The 19,062-nt window shown below is 39.9% G+C and carries 12 protein-coding genes, 19 tRNA genes, 1 riboswitch and 1 other annotated feature; of the genes, 27 read left to right on the top strand and 4 right to left on the bottom strand.

Annotated elements, in window-relative coordinates; all coding sequences use genetic code 11:
• Positions 1-52 precede the first annotated feature (52 nt).
• The 22 genes from OZZ83_RS13750 (at position 53) to OZZ83_RS13855 (ending at position 5,688) form a co-directional block, all read left to right on the top strand.
• A tRNA-Arg gene (locus tag OZZ83_RS13750) sits at positions 53-126 on the top strand.
• A gap of 9 nt (positions 127-135) precedes the next feature.
• A tRNA-Pro gene (locus OZZ83_RS13755) sits at positions 136-209 on the top strand.
• Between the two features lie 19 nt (positions 210-228).
• Positions 229-301, top strand: a tRNA-Ala gene (locus tag OZZ83_RS13760).
• A 27-nt stretch (positions 302-328) separates the two neighbouring features.
• A tRNA-Met gene (locus tag OZZ83_RS13765) sits at positions 329-402 on the top strand.
• A 13-nt stretch (positions 403-415) separates the two neighbouring features.
• Positions 416-489, top strand: a tRNA-Ile gene (locus OZZ83_RS13770).
• Between the two features lie 23 nt (positions 490-512).
• A tRNA-Ser gene (locus tag OZZ83_RS13775) sits at positions 513-602 on the top strand.
• 12 nt (positions 603-614) lie between these two features.
• Positions 615-688, top strand: a tRNA-Met gene (locus OZZ83_RS13780).
• Positions 689-707: 19 nt separating this feature from the next.
• Positions 708-783 (top strand) — tRNA-Asp (locus OZZ83_RS13785).
• A gap of 1 nt (position 784) precedes the next feature.
• Positions 785-855 (top strand) — tRNA-Gly (locus OZZ83_RS13790).
• A gap of 12 nt (positions 856-867) precedes the next feature.
• A tRNA-Ile gene (locus OZZ83_RS13795) sits at positions 868-941 on the top strand.
• A 24-nt stretch (positions 942-965) separates the two neighbouring features.
• A tRNA-Ser gene (locus OZZ83_RS13800) sits at positions 966-1,053 on the top strand.
• A 21-nt stretch (positions 1,054-1,074) separates the two neighbouring features.
• Positions 1,075-1,146, top strand: a tRNA-Glu gene (locus tag OZZ83_RS13805).
• Between the two features lie 23 nt (positions 1,147-1,169).
• Positions 1,170-1,259 (top strand) — tRNA-Ser (locus OZZ83_RS13810).
• Positions 1,260-1,271: 12 nt separating this feature from the next.
• Positions 1,272-1,345: transfer RNA gene (locus tag OZZ83_RS13815), tRNA-Met, on the top strand.
• Positions 1,346-1,364: 19 nt separating this feature from the next.
• Positions 1,365-1,437: transfer RNA gene (locus OZZ83_RS13820), tRNA-Asp, on the top strand.
• A 3-nt stretch (positions 1,438-1,440) separates the two neighbouring features.
• A tRNA-Phe gene (locus OZZ83_RS13825) sits at positions 1,441-1,513 on the top strand.
• A 4-nt stretch (positions 1,514-1,517) separates the two neighbouring features.
• Positions 1,518-1,588, top strand: a tRNA-Gly gene (locus OZZ83_RS13830).
• 12 nt (positions 1,589-1,600) lie between these two features.
• Positions 1,601-1,674 (top strand) — tRNA-Ile (locus OZZ83_RS13835).
• Between the two features lie 11 nt (positions 1,675-1,685).
• Positions 1,686-1,757: transfer RNA gene (locus tag OZZ83_RS13840), tRNA-Glu, on the top strand.
• 186 nt (positions 1,758-1,943) lie between these two features.
• Positions 1,944-2,023, top strand: a riboswitch (SMK box riboswitch).
• Positions 2,021-3,214 carry a methionine adenosyltransferase gene (gene metK, locus OZZ83_RS13845; protein ID WP_002292731.1) on the top strand — a complete coding sequence of 398 codons (1,194 nt, stop codon included), beginning with the start codon at positions 2,021-2,023 and terminating at the stop codon, positions 3,212-3,214. It overlaps the preceding riboswitch by 3 nt.
• A gap of 130 nt (positions 3,215-3,344) precedes the next feature.
• Positions 3,345-4,817, top strand: coding sequence for an MDR family MFS transporter (locus OZZ83_RS13850; RefSeq protein WP_065772885.1), 1,473 nt, complete (start codon positions 3,345-3,347; stop codon positions 4,815-4,817).
• 82 nt (positions 4,818-4,899) lie between these two features.
• Positions 4,900-5,688: an alpha/beta hydrolase gene (locus OZZ83_RS13855; RefSeq protein ID WP_002310811.1), complete on the top strand. Its 789-nt coding sequence runs from the start codon at positions 4,900-4,902 to the stop codon at positions 5,686-5,688.
• Between the two features lie 66 nt (positions 5,689-5,754).
• Here OZZ83_RS13855 and OZZ83_RS13860 read toward each other — a convergent pair whose 3' ends face one another.
• Positions 5,755-6,423, bottom strand: coding sequence for a TetR family transcriptional regulator (locus tag OZZ83_RS13860; RefSeq protein WP_002310812.1), 669 nt, complete (start codon positions 6,421-6,423; stop codon positions 5,755-5,757).
• A 114-nt stretch (positions 6,424-6,537) separates the two neighbouring features.
• Here OZZ83_RS13860 and OZZ83_RS13865 point away from each other — a divergent pair, with 114 nt between their 5' ends.
• Both OZZ83_RS13865 and OZZ83_RS13870 read left to right on the top strand, forming a co-directional pair.
• Complete coding sequence (locus tag OZZ83_RS13865) at positions 6,538-8,250, top strand: ABC transporter ATP-binding protein (protein ID WP_002310813.1); 1,713 nt, start codon at positions 6,538-6,540, stop codon at positions 8,248-8,250.
• Positions 8,251-8,252: 2 nt separating this feature from the next.
• Complete coding sequence (locus OZZ83_RS13870; protein WP_002292737.1) at positions 8,253-10,022, top strand: ABC transporter ATP-binding protein; 1,770 nt, start codon at positions 8,253-8,255, stop codon at positions 10,020-10,022.
• Between the two features lie 204 nt (positions 10,023-10,226).
• Here the strand turns inward: OZZ83_RS13870 and OZZ83_RS13875 are convergent, their stop codons facing one another.
• The 3 genes from OZZ83_RS13875 to OZZ83_RS13885 are packed head-to-tail and all read right to left on the bottom strand — an operon-like array spanning position 10,227 to position 12,405.
• On the bottom strand, positions 10,227-10,793 hold the full coding sequence (locus OZZ83_RS13875) for a class I SAM-dependent methyltransferase (protein WP_002320153.1): 567 nt from the start codon (positions 10,791-10,793) through the stop codon (positions 10,227-10,229).
• Positions 10,793-11,749: a TIGR01212 family radical SAM protein gene (locus OZZ83_RS13880; protein WP_002285909.1), complete on the bottom strand. Its 957-nt coding sequence runs from the start codon at positions 11,747-11,749 to the stop codon at positions 10,793-10,795. Before OZZ83_RS13880 ends, OZZ83_RS13875 begins: the two co-directional genes overlap by 1 nt.
• On the bottom strand, positions 11,749-12,405 hold the full coding sequence (locus tag OZZ83_RS13885; RefSeq protein ID WP_002310815.1) for a phosphatase PAP2 family protein: 657 nt from the start codon (positions 12,403-12,405) through the stop codon (positions 11,749-11,751). Before OZZ83_RS13885 ends, OZZ83_RS13880 begins: the two co-directional genes overlap by 1 nt.
• A 369-nt stretch (positions 12,406-12,774) precedes the next feature.
• On the opposite strand from OZZ83_RS13885, the gene OZZ83_RS13890 reads away from it, so the two are divergent.
• The 3 genes from OZZ83_RS13890 (at position 12,775) to OZZ83_RS13900 (ending at position 18,888) form a co-directional block, all read left to right on the top strand.
• Complete coding sequence (locus OZZ83_RS13890; RefSeq protein ID WP_325066095.1) at positions 12,775-14,781, top strand: LysM peptidoglycan-binding domain-containing protein; 2,007 nt, start codon at positions 12,775-12,777, stop codon at positions 14,779-14,781.
• Positions 14,782-14,850: 69 nt separating this feature from the next.
• Positions 14,851-15,057 (top strand) — a binding site (T-box leader).
• Positions 15,058-15,201: 144 nt separating this feature from the next.
• Entirely contained in the window at positions 15,202-17,616 is a 2,415-nt protein-coding gene (gene leuS, locus OZZ83_RS13895; protein ID WP_002310817.1) for a leucine--tRNA ligase, read from the top strand.
• A 180-nt stretch (positions 17,617-17,796) separates the two neighbouring features.
• Positions 17,797-18,888, top strand: coding sequence for an FUSC family protein (locus OZZ83_RS13900; protein WP_002310818.1), 1,092 nt, complete (start codon positions 17,797-17,799; stop codon positions 18,886-18,888).
• Positions 18,889-19,062 lie beyond the last annotated feature (174 nt).

The raw sequence follows: 19,062 nt of genomic DNA on the forward strand, positions 1-19,062 counted from the left end.
CGGTGAGTGATCACCGTACCGGTTCGATTCCGGTCCTCGGCATTTCAAATATGCGCCCATAGCTCAACTGGATAGAGTGTTTGACTACGGATCAAAAGGTTAGGGGTTCGACTCCTCTTGGGCGCGTTAATTAAGCGGGAAGTAGCTCAGCTTGGTAGAGCACTTGGTTTGGGACCAAGGGGTCGCAGGTTCGAATCCTGTCTTCCCGATAATTATAAATTTAAACACGGGGCCTTAGCTCAGCTGGGAGAGCGCCTGCTTTGCACGCAGGAGGTCAGCGGTTCGATCCCGCTAGGCTCCATTTCATTTAAATAATGAATATCTTTTTCGCGGTGTAGCTCAGCTGGCTAGAGCGTCCGGTTCATACCCGGGAGGTCGGGGGTTCGATCCCCTCCGCCGCGATTTTTAAGAGCCTGGACCTTTAGCTCAGTTGGTTAGAGCAGACGGCTCATAACCGTCCGGTCGTAGGTTCGAGTCCTACAAGGTCCATTGTGGCGTTGTAAGTTTCATATGGAGGATTACCCAAGTCCGGCTGAAGGGAACGGTCTTGAAAACCGTCAGGCGGGTAAAACCGTGCAAGGGTTCGAATCCCTTATCCTCCTTTATCATATTATCGCGGGATGGAGCAGTCTGGTAGCTCGTCGGGCTCATAACCCGAAGGTCGTAGGTTCAAATCCTGCTCCCGCAATTTAAAAACTAAAAACACTGGTTCCGTGGTGTAGGGGTTAACATGCCTGCCTGTCACGCAGGAGATCGCGGGTTCGATTCCCGTCGGAACCGCCATGCGGGTGTAGTTTAGTGGTAAAACCACAGCCTTCCAAGCTGTTGTCGCGAGTTCGATTCTCGTCACCCGCTTTTAGTTTTTATGGGCCTATAGCTCAGCTGGTTAGAGCGCACGCCTGATAAGCGTGAGGTCGATGGTTCGAGTCCATTTAGGCCCATTAGTACAAAATCTTATTGGTTTTGGGGAAGTACTCAAGTGGCTGAAGAGGCGCCCCTGCTAAGGGTGTAGGTCGGGAAACCGGCGCGAGGGTTCAAATCCCTCCTTCTCCGTTTCAATATTTTGTTTTACCTGGCCCGTTGGTCAAGCGGTTAAGACACCGCCCTTTCACGGCGGTAACACGGGTTCGAATCCCGTACGGGTCATTAAATTCAATATAATTTTACATGGAGGATTACCCAAGTCCGGCTGAAGGGAACGGTCTTGAAAACCGTCAGGCGGGTAAAACCGTGCAAGGGTTCGAATCCCTTATCCTCCTTTATCATATTATCGCGGGATGGAGCAGTCTGGTAGCTCGTCGGGCTCATAACCCGAAGGTCGTAGGTTCAAATCCTGCTCCCGCAATTTAAAAACTAAAAACACTGGTTCCGTGGTGTAGGGGTTAACATGCCTGCCTGTCACGCAGGAGATCGCGGGTTCGATTCCCGTCGGAACCGTTTGGCTCGGTAGCTCAGTTGGTAGAGCAATGGATTGAAGCTCCATGTGTCGGCAGTTCGATTCTGTCCCGCGCCATTATGCGGGTGTAGTTTAGTGGTAAAACCACAGCCTTCCAAGCTGTTGTCGCGAGTTCGATTCTCGTCACCCGCTTTTAGTTTTTATGGGCCTATAGCTCAGCTGGTTAGAGCGCACGCCTGATAAGCGTGAGGTCGATGGTTCGAGTCCATTTAGGCCCATTTATTTTATTGGCCCGTTGGTCAAGCGGTTAAGACACCGCCCTTTCACGGCGGTAACACGGGTTCGAATCCCGTACGGGTCATGGAAGATACTTGATGAGTATCTTTTTCTTTTTATCTGAAAGAATGATTTTAAAAGGCTTAGCAGAGTTATCTTTATAGATGATTGTGCTAAGCTTTTTTGGATAAATCTAATGTAAAATATTTATATTTTTTAAGCAAAAAAATGAAAAAGTACGAGCAGAAAACTGTTTTATCTGCTATACTTGGTTCGTTGCAAGTTCCCGAAAGGATCCGCAGGACGGAGATGCCTTGTAACCGAATTTAACTAGGGGGAATCATTATAATGGTAGAAAGACACTTATTTACATCAGAATCTGTTTCTGAAGGACATCCAGATAAAATCGCTGACCAAATCAGTGATGCGATCTTGGATGCAATTTTAGAACAAGACCCAACAGCACGAGTAGCGTGTGAAACATCTGTAACAACTGGGCTTGTTTTAGTATTTGGAGAAATATCTACGACGGCATATGTAGATATTCAAAAAGTCGTACGGGAAACAATAAAAGAAATTGGTTATACACGTGCAAAATTCGGATTTGATGGAGATACAGCAGCTGTATTGGTTGCGATTGATGAACAATCTCCTGATATTGCTCAAGGAGTTGACGAAGCACTTGAGATCCGGGATGAAGATAAAAAAGACGTATTAGATGAAATTGGTGCTGGCGACCAAGGGTTAATGTTTGGTTTTGCTGTAGATGAAACACCGGAATTAATGCCTTTACCAATCGCTTTGAGTCATCGTCTGGTACGCCGCTTGGCAGATTTGCGTAAATCAAATGAATTAACGTATTTACGTCCAGATGCAAAATCTCAAGTCACAGTTGAATATGATGATCAAGGACAACCTGAACGTGTAGATACAATCGTTATTTCAACACAGCATGATGATGCAGTAGATAATGAAACAATTCGTCATGATGTCATCGAAAAAGTAGTGAAGGAAGTTATTCCAGCTGAATTATTAGATGATCAAACAAAATATTATATCAATCCGACTGGCCGATTTGTCATTGGTGGTCCTCAAGGGGATGCAGGATTAACAGGAAGAAAAATCATTGTTGATACGTATGGCGGTTATGCTCGTCATGGTGGCGGTGCTTTTTCTGGTAAAGATGCGACAAAAGTTGACCGTTCTGCCAGCTATGCTGCACGTTATATTGCTAAAAACATCGTTGCAGCAGGGCTTGCTCGCAAGGCAGAAGTACAGCTAGCTTATGCGATTGGTGTTGCTCAACCTGTCTCGATCTCAATCAATACTTTCGGTACTGGAACGGTTCCGGAAGAAGAATTGATTGCTGCAGTGAGAGAAAACTTCGATCTTCGGCCAGCAGGAATCATCGAGATGCTTGATTTGCGTCGTCCGATTTACAAACAAACAGCTGCTTACGGTCATTTTGGCCGTACAGATGTGGATTTGCCTTGGGAACATACGGACAAAGTAGATGCATTGAAAGCAAGTTTAGCAAAATAAGCTATATTCAGCTGGAACGATCGCCGAATGGTGGTTGTTCCAGCTTTTTTTATGGCAGTGCACCTCTTGAAAAAGATAGTGAGTATTTATCTATTTTTAGATCCTGTCATGATGAAAAAGGAGGCATAAGATGAAAAAAGAAACAAACGTTACTTTAGTCACAGTGAGTGTTTTCATTGCAACGTTCATGACGGCTATTGAAGGGACAATCGTAACAACCGCTATGCCAACGATTGTCGGCTCATTACATGGAATGGAAATCATGAACTGGGTATTTTCGATTTATTTGCTGACAAACGCTATGCTTACTCCGATTTACGGAAAACTTGCGGATAAAGTGGGACGAAAACCAATTTTTATTTTTGGGACATTATTGTTTATTATCGGTTCGTTATTTTGCGGTTTATCTCAAAGCATGATTGGGTTGATTGCTGCTCGTGCGATTCAAGGGATGGGTGCTGGAGCAATGATGCCAGTAGCTTTGACGATCATCGGCGATCTTTATTCTATTGAAAAGCGAGCAAAAGTTTTAGGTTTGAATAGTTCAGCTTGGGGGATTGCCAGTGTTTTTGGACCGCTTGCGGGAGGTTTCATCGTTGAAACGATCAGCTGGCACTGGATCTTTTTTATCAATGTGCCGATCGGAATTCTATTAATTATTTTTATTTGGCTATATTTAAATGAACCAAAAATCATACATGAGTCTAAACCAATGGATATTTTTGGTAGTTTTAGTTTGATGGCCATGCTTGTCTCATTGCTGTTAGGGTTCCAATTATTAGGAGACGAAGGAATGAGTCCGCTTGTTTCTGCTTTGTTGCTAGGAAGTATCGTACTGTTAGGTATTTTTATTTTTGCCGAAAAAAGAGCTAAAGATCCTGTCATCATGATGCATTTATTCAAAAATCCACTATTTGTTGTGGTAAACTTGGCTGCAGCATTGGCTAGTGGTTTTTTGATGGGAATCGATGTTTATATTCCTATGTGGATGCAAGGTGTATTAGGACTGAATGCAGCAATTGGTGGGTTGGTATTAGCACCATTATCACTAGTCTGGATGGTCGGTTCTTTCCTTGCAAGCAAGTGGATGACTCAAATGGAAACTCATTGGGTCTTGAGAATTGGATTACTAATCGCAGCTATTGGGGGCGCTTGGTTGTATCTTATGCCTTTCAGAAGTAACTATTTATGGTTTTTTGCTATATCAACGGTCATCGGTATAGGCTTAGGTGTGACCATGACTACCTCGACTGTCAGTGCACAAAATAGTGTATCTCGTGATCAGCTTGGTGTAGCAACTTCTTTTAATACGTTAGTTCGAACAATTGGTCAAACAGTTATGGTTTCTATTTTTGGTTTATTGATAAATGGGGTAACTAAACGAGAACTTGCAGCAGCAAATTTAACAAATGATGCAGATATCATGAACAAACTGGTGAATCCACAAACGGCTAAATATATCGATGCGGATATTCTGTTGCCATTAAGAAAAATTCTTTATGATGGGTTACATTCCGTTTATCTAGTTGGCTTGTTACTCGTGATCATTGCTTTGGTCTTAACGCTTTTCGTTCATGAAAAACGTGGTAAAATAAAACAGTAGTTTCGGTCGAGACATGTACTCTGCCGAATCATTCAAATTTAAAGTTATTCAAAAATAACTTCTTACTAAGGAAGGCGAAAATATGGCATTTATTCAAGCAAATATTTATTCGAATGTATTAGAAATGGAAGTCAATCTAAATGTGATACTCCCACAAACAACTAAAAAGGTGATTGGCACCAGTTCAGAGCAAGCGACAACGGACATACCTGTTTTATATTTACTTCATGGGATGGGTGGCAATCATAGTGTATGGGAAAGACGTACGTCGATTGAACGTTACGTAGCAGACTACGGATTAGCTGTCATAATGCCATCTACTGATCTTGGATGGTACACAGATACGGCTTATGATATGAAATATTGGACGTTCATTGCAGAAGAGCTACCTGAGATTTGTCATGAACTATTCCCACAATTAACAAGAAAAAGGGAAAAAACATATGCCGCTGGATTATCGATGGGCGGATATGGCGCATTAAAACTAGGCCTTGCAAAATCAGAAAATTTCGCAGCAGTAATCTCTCTTTCAGGCGCTGTTTCTGTAGGAAACCGAATGGATGATCTTTTGATGGTTCGTAAAGCAGCCTTTTGGGAAGGAATCTTTGGACCATTGGATCAAATCGAAGGTTCAAAGAATGATCCACAATATTTATTGAAAGAATTAGTAAAAAGCGGAAAAACAGTCCCAAGGTTTTATATGGCTTGTGGGGAATCTGATTTTCTTTATCAAGCAAATCAGGAAATGGTATCTGCTATGCAGGAACAAGGCTTAGCGGTCACCTTTGAACAAGGACCTGGCGATCATAATTGGGTCTTCTGGGATCAATGGATCCAACGTGCATTGGTGTGGCTGATGGAAGAAAAGTAAAAAAGAGACTTAAAAAGATAGCTCCTATAGAGATCACTTTGTTGGTGACCTTTATAGGAGCTTTTTTTATCGATTGTTTTCTCTTCTTTTATTTTGTTGGCATAAACCTTCAATATAGGTTTGTGCACTCGTTAGAAAGAGTGCTTTTTCATTCAATTCTGCATGGGACTGCATACTTTCTTTAAAACCCTCTAATTGATTTTCGACTACATAATTACGCATAAATAGAACTGTTTCTTTCAAAAATTCATTTCCGTCCATAATCTTTTGCCGAAGCTGTTGTTCATGCTGCTGATCCATTAGCTGTCCAATCAATAAATTGTGGAGAGAGGCAATGGCCTGATGACTTTGAGTGACTGAAAATCCTTCACGAACAAGTAGTTGGATCATTTGTTCCAAATGTTCTAATCGACTCGGAAAAGCGGGCACAGTATTGATTTCTAATTCTGCCCCACAAGGAAAACGTGTGTAAAGGTCATAGTAATTTTCCATATACTGTAGCAACTGTTCATTCCAGGGCAAAGTTGGATCTGGAAGCGCTAATTCTTCTTCCATTGTTTCAGCCATTTTCTGCAAGAGCTGTTGTTTATTTTTGAAATACCAATATAAAGCAGGCGCTTGAACGTGAATTCTGTTTGCGATGTTTCGCATGGAAAGCTGCGAAAGAGCTTGTGTTTCAGCCAGGATATCAAAAGCGGCCTGAATGATGATGGCTTGAGAAAGCTTTATTTCCATTTTATCAACCTCGTGTATTGCATTATCTTTTTAAACATGGTAAATTGTTAGTCGGTCTAATTTTACAGTGTTAAATTAGTCCTGTCAATTTAAACAAAGGGGTGTAATCAACGAATGAAATTAATCTTACGACATGCGAAAAAATATAAAGTAGCTGTTTTTATTTCCTTGCTGTCCGTAGCAGTCATGGTTGCAGCAGCATTATGGCAACCTAAATTACTACAGCAAGTATTGGAAGCTATTATTACAGAAGATAATGATGAAATGAAAACAATCGGTATTTATCTGATCAGTCTGGCTTTGCTAGGATTAGCTGCAGGTGTAACGAACACGATTTTCTCTGCGAAAGTAGCTCAGGGCGTAAGTGCAGATATCCGAGAAGAAGCTTTTCGAAAGATCCAGACATTTTCATTTGGGAATATCGAACAGTTCTCTGCTGGGAATCTTGTTGTTCGTCTAACAAATGATATCACGCAAATCCAAAATTTAGTGATGATTTCTTTGCAATCACTTTTTCGAATTCCATTCTTATTTATTGGTGCCTTCATTTTAGCTATGATCACGATGCCACAATTGTGGTGGATCATCGTAGCGCTTATCGTTACGGTATTTCTTATCACGGCACTTTCATTTACACGGATGGGTAAGCACTTCATGATCATTCAAAAACTGATTGATCGTGTAAATAGCATTGCAAAAGAAAACTTACTAGGGATTCGTGTAGTGAAATCTTTTGTACAGGAAGAAAACCAATTGAAGACATTCAGCAAAGTAAGTGAAGACTTAACAAAACACAACATCATAGTCGGTACATTATTTTCTGTGATGATCCCGTCCTTCATGTTGGCTGCCAATTTGGCTGTGGTTGGAGCAATCTTCTTTGTGAGCGACCTTGTTAAAGATGATCCTACATTAATTGGTGGAATTGCTTCATTCATGAATTACTTGATGCAGATCATGATGGCAATCATTATCGGTGGAATGATGATGATGATGACTTCAAGAGCAGCCGTATCGCTGAAGCGGATTGCGGAAATTTTAGATGCTGAACCAGATCTTACTTATTTAGACGTTCCAGAACAAGAGTTGACGGGTTCTGTCACTTTTGACCATGTTTCTTTTCGTTATCCTGGTGAGGATACAGATACGCTTAAAGATATCAGCTTTTCTATCAAACCTGGAGAAATGGTCGGGATTGTCGGGGCGACTGGTGCCGGGAAATCCACACTAGCACAGCTGATTCCTCGTCTATTTGATCCAACAGAAGGAAAAGTAGAAGTAGGTGGTGTAGACCTTCGCCAAGTAAATGAAAAGAGTTTAAGACAAACGGTGTCCTTTGTTTTGCAAAAAGCAATTTTATTCTCAGGAACGATTGCTCAAAACTTGCGCCAAGGAAAAAAGAATGCAACAGAAAAAGAGATGGAACATGCTTCTTCTATTGCTCAAGCAAAAGAATTCATCGAAAAGCTATCTGATCGTTACGAAGCACCAGTAGAAGAACGAAGCAGCAATTTTTCTGGTGGACAAAAGCAGCGACTATCCATTACTCGTGGTGTTATCGGTGATCCAAAGATCTTGATTTTAGATGATAGTACGAGTGCATTGGATGCTCGCTCTGAAAAACTGGTCCGAGAAGCACTTAATCGAGATTTGAAGGGAACAACGACGATCGTCATCGCACAAAAAATTGCTTCTGTTGTCAAAGCAGACCGCATCTTAGTATTGGATGAAGGTAGATTAGTCGGTGAAGGAACCCATGAGGAATTGGTAGCTGGAAACCGTGTCTATCAGGAAATCTTTGAAACTCAAAAAGGAACGGAGGAGTAAGTATGACTGATTTAATAAAAGCAAGTAAATTTTTCTATCACTATTTGAAGCGGTACAAACTCTCCTTTTTCTTTATCTTTATCACAGTAATTATTGCTACCTATCTACAAGTAAAAGCACCTCAGTATATCGGGGAAGCTTTTCAAGAATTAGCAAATTACGTAGGTGGCTTGATGCAAGGCGTAGACGATAAAAGCAAATTTGTTTCTGTAATATGGAAACTCTTGTTGTTTTATGTATTAGCTAGTGCAGCCAACTTTATCTATAGTATTTTATTCACTCAAGTAGTAGGGAAGTCAACGAACCGGATGCGTATCGGTTTATTCAACAAATTGGAAAAATTGACGATTCGCTTCTTTGATTCTCATCAAGACGGTGAAATTTTAAGTCGTTTTACCAGTGACTTAGATAATATTCAAAATAGTTTGAACCAAGCATTGCTTCAAGTCATCACGAATGCTGTTTTACTTGTCGGAATCTTGATTATGATGTTTCGTCAAAATGTAGAATTAGCTTGGGCTACGATTGCTTCTACTCCAGTAGCTATTTTGATAGCTGTCTTGATTATTCGAAAAGCGCGAAAATATGTGGATCTTCAGCAAGATGAAGTGGGAAAACTGAATGGCTATATGGATGAAAAAATCAGCGGACAACGTGTCATCATCACAAATGGCTTACAAGAAGAAACGATTGAAGGATTCTTAGAACATAATCAAAGTGTTCGCGAAGCAACGTTCAAAGGACAAGCTTATTCTGGCTTACTATTTCCGATGATGCAAGGAATGTCACTAGTCAATACAGCAATCGTTATCTTTTTCGGTGGCTGGTTAGCATTGAATGGCGATTTGGAACGTTCGGTGGCGTTAGGCTTAGTTGTGACATTCGTCCAATATTCACAACAATACTACCAACCATTGATGCAGATTTCTTCTGGGTACAGCATGATCCAATTAGCAATCACAGGGGCAAGACGATTAAATGAAATGTTTGATGAAAAAGATGAAGTCAAACCAGAAAACGGTAAAGCATTTGATGGAGTGGAACAAGGACTTGCCTTGCAACACGTAGATTTTGGTTATTCTCCAGAAAAACTAGTCTTGAAGGATGTCTCAATCAATGTGGACAAAGGAGAAATGGTTGCTCTTGTTGGACCAACCGGATCTGGGAAAACGACGATCATGAATCTGCTGAATCGTTTTTACGATGTCAATGATGGGTCAGTAGTAATCGATGGAATAGATATCCGAGAGTATGATCTAGATGCATTACGTAGACATGTAGGAATCGTTTTGCAAGAATCCGTCTTGTTCTCTGGCACCATCAAAGACAATATCACATTCGGTAAACCAGATGCTTCAGATGAAGAAATCATCAATGCAGCAAAACAAGCGAACATTCACGACTTTATCATGACGTTAGAAAAAGGGTATGATACAGAGATATCCGAAGAAAACAATTTGTTCAGTACAGGTCAAAAGCAGTTGATCAGTATTGCTCGAACGATCATTACAAATCCATCTTTATTGATTTTGGATGAAGCAACAAGTAATGTAGACACGGTAACAGAAGCAAGAATCCAAAAAGCAATGGATGAAGCCATCAAAGGAAGAACCAGCTTTGTGATTGCTCACCGGCTGAAAACGATCTTGAATGCAGATAGAATCGTTGTCTTGCGTGATGGGGAAGTCATTGAAGAAGGCAGTCATCACGAATTATTAGCAGAAAATGGATTTTATGCGGAACTTTATCATAATCAATTTGTATTTGAATAAAGAGGTTGTGAAAAAGCTGTCCTGCATCAAATAATAAGAACAGTCAATCAAAAACAGCTTCTCATGTTTTTGATTTGGTTGGATTTATTACCGCAGATGCAAGCTTTTGAGCACCGTGAATAAAGAGGTTGTGAAATCAACGCTCTAACCTGAGTATTAGAGAAAAAAACGCAAAACATATCATTTATGTTTTGCGTTTTTTATTTATCTTTTTTTCTCAATACAATATAAAATAGGCGGCTGGTTCTTTTGGTTGATAAACCGATAATTCAGCACATTATATGTTTCCTGTGGCAGTTTGGAACAAAAAGAATCAACCATATCCAGTTCTTTTTCTCCGCCTTCATGACCATAGTAGACAACAAGGATCAATCGTCCGCGAGGCACAAGTCGTTTCAATATTTCTTCCATAGCTGTGCGTGTAGTCTCTGGCATAGTGATGATTGCTTTATCACTTTTTGGGAGATACCCTAGATTGAAGATCCCTGCTTTGAGATCTTGTTGTTCAGCTATCACTTCTCCTAACGTTTCGTGGCCTTGTAGAAACAATGAGACACGTTCTTCTAACTGATGCTGTTCTAGCTTTTCACGAGTAGCATCGATTGCTTGTTGCTGGATATCGAAACTATAGACATGACCAGTTTTTCCGATGTGTTCTGCTAGAAAAACCGTATCGTGGCCATTGCCCATCGTTGCATCTACGACGTGATCTCCTGGTTGCAAGATTTCTTGCAGTAATGTATGGCTGAAATGCAAAGCAGTTTGCAACATCAGACACTCACCTTTTTCCGTACATCATATTTTCCTTGGAAGCTATCTCTGCGAAGAAGTTCTTCATCAATTGCATTCAAGACTTCCCATTTTTTTAAGCTCCACATTGGTCCAATCAAGGAATCCCACGGCGCATCCCCTGTCAAACGATGGATGATGATCTCTTTTGGTATCATTTCCAGCTGGTCGCAAATGACATTGACATAGTCAGGACGACTCATTAATTGAAGTCGACCTTCATGATAGTCTCGCAACATTCTCGTTTTGCGCATCAGATGCATCAAATGGAGCTTGATTCCTTGGATATCGGAATCTAAAATAGTGCGTCTGACATTTTCTTTCATCATCTCTAAACTTTCGCCTGGTAATCCGTTGATCAAATGCGTACAAACACGGATATTATGTTTGCGTAATTTAGCCACGCCATCTAAATAAGTTTGATAATCATGTGCACGGTTGATCAGCTTTGAAGTTTCTTCAAAAGTTGTTTGCAATCCAAGTTCTACCCATAAATACATTCGCTCGTTCAGTTCAGCAAGGTAATCAACTACTTCATCTGGCAGACAATCCGGTCGTGTACCGACTGATAATCCTACGACACCTGGTAAATTGACTACTTGCTCAAATCGTTCTTTGATTATCTCAACTGGCGCATGGGTGTTTGTAAAATTTTGGAAATAAACGATGTATTGTTGGACATGAGGCCATTTTTGATGCATCATGTCGATTTCTTTCTGGAATTGGATTGGAAGTGGATCTTCAGGTGCAACAATCATATCACCCGAACCAGATACACTGCAAAAAGTACAACCGCCATGGGCAACAGTCCCATCTCGATTCGGGCAGTCGAACCCTCCATCAATCGGCACCTTGAAAATTTTCCCGCCAAACTCATTTCGTAAAGCATAATTCCAAGAATGATATCTTTTATTTCCTTCTGAATAAGGAAAAGTCATTAAAAGTCCTTCTTTCTGTAAGAGTTATCTATTTGTTTTCTTTTTTCTCTATACACTGGATAAGTCAGGCACAGCCAAGAAAGACTGAGTAAGTAGCCGCCGATGATATCAGTAGGAAAATGAACACCCAGATAAATGCGGCTTATCCCAACACTTACTATAATAAACACCATCAGCAATTGAAGCAATGTACGTAAGGTTCTTTTTTGAACAAAAGCTGGCAGCAGAAATAGGAAAGAGCCGTAAAGAATCATACTGCCAGCTGCATGTCCACTAGGGAAACTGTAACTTGTTTCAACCACTAAGTGTGTCAATGAAGGGCGCTCTCGCATGAAAAATAGTTTGATCAACGGGTTGATGATTCCAGCAATTACAATAAATCCAGAAACGAACCAAACTGTTTCTGCCCTTTTTTTCTTATACCACATCCATAAAGCCGTACAAGCAAATAAAATGATGACGGTAAGAGGATTACCGAATTTAGTCATAAAGAGTTGGTAGCTGTTCAGATTAGGATAAGAAGCTCTGACAATGTCTGTAAACCACTGATCGAAACCAGAAAGCCACGACAGATGGAACTTTACGATCCAACCCAAAATAAAAAACAGGACAAGAAAGAAGCTGCCAGTCACCTGAAATGATGTTTTATATTTCATACAATTCCTCCTTTGAAGCAATGACTTATTATAGCATTTTTGGTCCAGTGAAAAAAACGGTAAAGAGATAAAACCAGTGTATGATCCCTCTTTGAATAACCAATATTCTTATAAAAAAAATAACTGTAATCGGAAGGACATTTTTTGGTAATACAAATGAAATGTTAGGAAAATAAAATCAGTGTTTTTCGAAATCCTTGTAAATAAGAACATAGATGTAGGAAGAACTTGAAAATGAACAGAAGTTGTTCATTACGGTAAATTACAATATGATTACAAAAAACAACAAAGCTCTTAAATAACTTTTAATAAATATTAAGAGAAGTTATAATTATTAATAATAGATAAATTGAAGTTGGAGGATAGAAGATGGAAAACATTGCAAGAAAAGAACGGAGACGTTTAGAACAGACTAAACGTTTTCGAAAAGCAAAACGAGGGGCAGCAATCGTGGGAACTGCGATGGTAGGCTGTTCTGTCGCTGCTCCATTAGTACAGCCGGTTCCTGTTCAAGCGGATGAAACACCTGTTCAGTTCGGCGCAAGAATCAATACAGCGGCATTTATCACAGAAATTGCTACTTATGCGCAGCCAATTGCTCAAGCCAACGATTTGTATGCATCAGTGATGATCGCACAAGCAGTTGTAGAAAGTGGTTGGGGCAGTAGTGCGTTATCGCAAGCACCTTATTATAATCTTTTTGGGATAAAAGGCAGCTATCAAGGACAAACCGTCTACATGGATACGCTTGAATTTTTAAATAATCAATGGTTAAATAAAAAGGAGCCTTTCCGACAATATCCTTCTTTTGCTGAATCGTTCAATGACAATGCCTATGTACTTAGAAATACTTCATTTGGCAACGGTTATTACTATGCCGGTACTTGGAAGAGCAACACGAGATCCTATACAGATGCGACAGCTTGTTTGACAGGTCGTTATGCAACAGACCCTGGTTATGCAAGCAAATTAAATAATATCATCACGACTTACGGATTGACCCAATATGATACACCAGCTAGCGGAAACGCGGGCGGTGGAGCCACTACAGGTGGTAATAATACTGGAAGTACAGGTAGTACTAGCGGTTCAAGTAATTCTGGTAATACAAACTCAGGTTCAGCAACTTCGACCACTTATACTGTTCAATCTGGCGATTCTGTTTGGGGAATCTCCAATAAATTCGGTATTACAATGGACCAATTGATTCAATGGAACAATATCCAAAACAATTTCATTTATCCAGGACAAAAACTAACGATCAAGGGTAGCCAAGAAAATGGCTCTTCGACGAATAATTCTGGTAACAATACCAATTCTTCAGGAAATGCTGGTACATCAAATGGAGGACAAACAACTGGGGCGAAATATACTGTTCAATCTGGCGATTCTGTTTGGAAGATCTCAAATGATCACGGAATTACGATGGCTCAATTGATTGAATGGAACAATATCAAGAATAATTTTGTTTATCCAGGACAACAGCTGATCGTATCAAATGGCGGTTCTTCTAATACTGGAGCAAATACTGGCAACACAAGTGGTTCAAATTCGTCTAACTCAAGTTCTTCTAATACGGCTTCAGGAACGAAATACACAGTGAAAGCCGGAGACTCTGTTTGGAGTGTCTCCAACAAATATGGAATTACGATGGCTCAACTGATCCAATGGAACAACATCCAAAATAACTTTATTTATCCAGGACAACAACTGACTGTTTCAAACAGTGGGTCAACAAACAGCGCATCAAGTAATACAGGTTCGTCAGCCAATACAAATAACAGCAGTTCAGCTAATACTGGCAGCAGTTCGTCTCAAGGCACTTATACAGTCAAGGCGGGTGAATCTGTTTGGAGCGTAGCAAATAAAAACGGCATCACGATGAATCAGCTGATCGAATGGAATAATATCAAAAACAACTTTATTTACCCAGGACAGCAATTGATCGTTAAAGGCGGCAATTCAACAAATACCAATACAGGTTCAACTACTTCGGCAGCGAAACCAAATACACCGAATACGTCAGCTACAACAAATACATCATCCTCTGGCAATACGATGTATACCGTGAAAGCAGGCGAGTCAGTTTGGAGCGTAGCGAACAAACATCATATCACGATGGATCAGTTGATCGAATGGAATAATATCAAAAATAATTTCATCTATCCAGGACAACAAGTGATCGTGAAGAAAGGCTCGTCTCAAACAACAAACCAACAATCACCTGCTGGTTCGAAAACCTATACTGTGAAATCTGGAGAATCTGTTTGGGGCGTTGCTGACAGCCATGGTATTACAATGGCTCAACTAATCGAATGGAACAATATCAAAAACAACTTTATTTATCCAGGTCAAACATTGATTGTAGCTAAATAAAATAGCTGTTCAAAGAAATAACGATTGAATTCCACAAAAATATTTGTTACTATAAGGCTACTTAAATATGACAACACTTGAAAAGGAAGTAGTAAAAAGACTGAAGTTTCAGAGAGCACATGGTTGGTGAGAATGTGCACGGATGCTTTTGAACTCGCCTTTGAGTTGCCCTTGCTGAATATTCGAGTAAGCAGGTGGCGGTGACGGCCGTTACAACGTTCGAGGCCTTTTCATTAAGGTAAAAATAGGTGGTACCGCGTAGATTACGTCCTATAAAAAGAGCAATCTTTTTATAGGATTTTTTTATTTCTTTTGTGAAGTTTGAGAAAACAAAGTAAAAGAAAACAAAAAGAAACAGATTCTGCCGGTTTTTTCGCTATAATAGAAACAAGCGTTTTTAATAGAACAGGAGGACAGAAAATGAGTTACAATCATAAAGAAATTGAGAAAAAATGGCAAAAATACTGGGCAAAAACGAATACCTTCAACACCCATGATGATCCTGAAAAACCAAAATTTTATGCACTGGATATGTTTCCCTATCCATCCGGACAAGGGCTCCATGTAGGGCATCCTGAAGGTTATACGGCAACGGATATCCTTTCCCGTGTGAAAAGAAGTCAAGGATACAACGTACTGCATCCAATGGGGTGGGATGCATTCGGCCTACCTGCAGAGCAATATGCGTTAGATACAGGAAACGATCCGGCTGAATTTACCCAAAAAAATATCGAAACATTCCGACGCCAAATCAATTCTTTAGGATTTAGTTATGACTGGAATCGCGAAGTGAATACAACTGATCCAGAGTATTACAAATGGACACAATGGATCTTTACAAAGCTTTATGAAAAAGGCCTGGCTTATGAAGCAGAAGTAGCGGTAAACTGGGTACCTGAATTAGGAACAGTTATTTCAAATGAAGAAGTGATCGATGGAAAAAGTGAACGTGGTGGCTATGACGTAGTCAGAAAACCAATGCGCCAATGGATGTTGAAAATCACTGCTTATGCCGATCGCTTATTGGATGATCTAGAACTAGTTGACTGGCCAGAAAGCATCAAGGAAATGCAAAGAAATTGGATCGGTCGTTCAGTGGGAGCAAATATTGAATTTAAAGTGGCTGGTACGGATAAATCCTATACCGTGTTTACGACACGACCAGATACTTTATTCGGTGCAACTTACTCGGTTCTTGCACCTGAACTAGATCTTGTTAGAGAAATTACGACCCCTGAACAAAAAGCTGCTGTAGAAGCTTATATCGAAGAGACAGCGAAAAAATCAGATCTGAAGAGAACAGATCTTGCAAAAGAAAAAACAGGAGTATTTACTGGTGCTTACGCAATCAATCCAGTCAATGGCAAAGAAATCCCAATCTGGATCGCTGATTATGTATTAGCTTCTTACGGCACAGGAGCTATCATGGCTGTTCCAGCACATGATGAACGTGACTTTGAATTCGCTCAAACTTTCGGACTAGAGATTCTTCCAGTTATCGAAGGTGGAGATGTTCAAAAAGCTGCTTACACAGAAGATGGTACGCACATCAACTCTGAATTTCTAGACGGTATGAACAAACAAGAAGCAATCGACAAAATGAATGAATGGCTAGAAGAAAATGGCGTAGGGAAAAAAGAAGTCAGCTATCGCTTACGTGACTGGCTATTCTCCCGTCAACGTTACTGGGGCGAACCAATCCCAATCATCCACTGGGAAGACGGAACAGTCACAGCTGTCCCAGAAGAAGAGTTACCATTACGTTTGCCTAAGACAAAAAATATCAAGCCAAGCGGTACTGGAGAATCTCCATTAGCAAATATTGAGGAGTGGGTCAATGTCGTTGATCCTGTAACAGGTAAAAAAGGCCGTCGCGAAACGAATACAATGCCACAATGGGCAGGAAGCTCATGGTATTACCTGCGTTATATCGACCCTCATAACAAAAAAGAACTAGCAGATTATGAAAAGTTGAAGCGTTGGCTACCAGTTGACATCTACATTGGTGGAGCAGAACATGCGGTGCTTCATTTACTATATGCACGATTCTGGCATAAGTTCTTATACGATATCGGTGTTGTTCCTACAAAAGAACCATTCCAAAAACTATACAATCAAGGAATGATCTTAGGCGAAAACAACGAAAAAATGTCAAAATCTCGCGGTAATGTAGTCAATCCTGATGATGTGGTTGAAACTTACGGTGCAGATACACTGCGCATGTACGAAATGTTCATGGGACCATTAGACGCTTCGATTGCTTGGAGCGAAAATGGCTTAGAAGGAAGCCGTAAATTCTTAGATCGTGTATGGCGTTTGATCGTTGATGAAAACAATAAAATGCGTGACCGTATCACTACATTGAACGACGGCAAACTTGATAAAGTATACCATCAAACAGTAAAAAAAGTGACAGAAGACTATGAAAATCTTCATTTCAATACAGCAATCTCCCAATTGATGGTCTTTATCAATGAAGCCTATAAAGTGGACGCTCTGCCTTATGAATACATCGAAGGATTTGTTCAACTACTCGCACCGATTGCTCCTCACATGGGTGAAGAACTATGGTCTATCCTTGGAAATGATGGTGGTATTTCTTACGCACCATGGCCAACATACGACGAAGCAGCACTTGTGGAAGACGAAGTAGAAGTTGTTTTCCAAGTAAACGGTAAAGTTCGTGCGAAAAGCAATGTTCCCCGAGACTTAGGGAAAGATGAGCTAGAAAAAGTAGCATTAGCCAATGAAACAGTGCAAGAATATATCGAAGGCAAAACAGTCAGAAAAGTTATTGCGGTACCAAATAAGTTAGTCAATATCGTTGCTAATTAAATAACCTGATAAAAGCAGTTGGCAGAATCTCTGTCAGCTGTTTTTTTGTAAAAAAACATGAATAGAGAAAATAGTTGACAAGAAAATAACAACGCCATATGATGTTCCATAGTATTTACAACCTGTCATAGTTGACTGTAAAAAATATTGAAATAAAAGTAAAAGAAAGGACGACAACAGGTGAATTTTTATCAGTCTCTACAACTAGATCCGTTTATTTTAAAACAAAAAATACGAGAAGCAGCTTCTAAAAAAGAAAAGTGCATGTATATTTGTTCATTGTTTTTACGATCATTATTCATCGTATTGTTTGCCATTTGTTTTATTATTTTCATTACAACATTGTTTGAATCGACACATAAACCATACGCGGTGGTTTTATTCTGTATGTTGATGAGTATTCGTTTTGTTGATTTTGGTTATAAGATTTCTCATTCGATCATTAGTTTAGCCATCGTTATGCTCTCACTATTAACAGCGCCTTATGTCCATCTGATTAAATGGACAGTTATGGGCATGTTGATTCATTTTGTTTTACTAAGCAGCATATTAATGGCAACCGCTAGTGATCCCAAAATGGGGAATGCTTCTTTGTACGGCTTTTCATATCTCTTTATTGTTTATTCGTTACCTAAAGATTCGTTGAACAAGAATTTCTTTACACAAACAAGTAGCTTATTGTTTTTGTTTTTTTGTTGGTTTTCAGTTCTCCTTTACAGAAAACATCGAGAAAAGAACAAAGACAAAAGCTTGTTTAAAGAGATTTTTTTGAAAGGCATGTATTCGCAGGAAAAAATTTGGATGCTCATCTATGCATTTGGCATTAGCTTTTTGATTGTTGCAGGAGAGTATGTCCCTTTTCAGCGATTGATGTGGGCAGGGTTTGCATTTTCTTCTATTGTATCTAGCTATGGATTGATGTCGATTGGTTTCAAAGAACGAGCAGTAGACCGAATCATTGGGTCATTGATTGGATGTGCTTTATTTATTGGTATCAGCCAATTTATTCCTTTTAACTGGGTCGGTATATTAGGTGGTCTAGCTTTAGGTGTTTGTTCTACCTATAGATATAAAACAGTTTTTAATTGTTTTGGTGCTTTGGCAATCACTGCCAGTTTATTCGGGGTTCCAGGAGCAGTGTCAATCCGTATCTTTGAGAATGTTCTTGGGGTATGTCTAGGGGTCATGTATATTGGGTTGACTGAAATACTTATCCGAAAAATAAGAGAAAAACATGAAGTGAATCCTTTGGTAAGTTCCACTAAAAAATAATGAAAAAAATGAAGAAGGGGCTGTGACAAGACTTTTGTCACAGCCTCTTTCCTACGATTAGTCAAGTAAAAGGTGCAAGAAAAATAGCTCGTAAACGAAAGCGACAAAATCAAGGCACACTAAATAAAGCCCCGTTCGTAAAAAATTTTCGATCTGGGCAAAGAAGTGGTATAC

This window comes from Enterococcus sp. E5-162, assembly GCF_035725965.1.
In the GTDB taxonomy this organism is placed as follows: domain Bacteria; phylum Bacillota; class Bacilli; order Lactobacillales; family Enterococcaceae; genus Enterococcus_B; species Enterococcus_B lactis.

What these genes read in the sequence shown, in the direction of transcription:
- leuS (WP_002310817.1), top strand. Translation starts at nt 15,202, where the DNA reads ATGAGTTACAATCATAAAGAAATTGAGAAAAAATGGCAAAAATACTGG.
- OZZ83_RS13865 (WP_002310813.1), top strand. Translation starts at nt 6,538, where the DNA reads ATGAAATTAATCTTACGACATGCGAAAAAATATAAAGTAGCTGTTTTT.
- OZZ83_RS13880 (WP_002285909.1), bottom strand. Translation starts at nt 11,749, where the DNA reads ATGACTTTTCCTTATTCAGAAGGAAATAAAAGATATCATTCTTGGAAT.
- OZZ83_RS13870 (WP_002292737.1), top strand. Translation starts at nt 8,253, where the DNA reads ATGACTGATTTAATAAAAGCAAGTAAATTTTTCTATCACTATTTGAAG.
- OZZ83_RS13875 (WP_002320153.1), bottom strand. Translation starts at nt 10,793, where the DNA reads ATGTTGCAAACTGCTTTGCATTTCAGCCATACATTACTGCAAGAAATC.
- metK (WP_002292731.1), top strand. Translation starts at nt 2,021, where the DNA reads ATGGTAGAAAGACACTTATTTACATCAGAATCTGTTTCTGAAGGACAT.
- OZZ83_RS13860 (WP_002310812.1), bottom strand. Translation starts at nt 6,423, where the DNA reads ATGGAAATAAAGCTTTCTCAAGCCATCATCATTCAGGCCGCTTTTGAT.
- OZZ83_RS13885 (WP_002310815.1), bottom strand. Translation starts at nt 12,405, where the DNA reads ATGAAATATAAAACATCATTTCAGGTGACTGGCAGCTTCTTTCTTGTC.
- OZZ83_RS13855 (WP_002310811.1), top strand. Translation starts at nt 4,900, where the DNA reads ATGGCATTTATTCAAGCAAATATTTATTCGAATGTATTAGAAATGGAA.
- OZZ83_RS13850 (WP_065772885.1), top strand. Translation starts at nt 3,345, where the DNA reads ATGAAAAAAGAAACAAACGTTACTTTAGTCACAGTGAGTGTTTTCATT.
- OZZ83_RS13890 (WP_325066095.1), top strand. Translation starts at nt 12,775, where the DNA reads ATGGAAAACATTGCAAGAAAAGAACGGAGACGTTTAGAACAGACTAAA.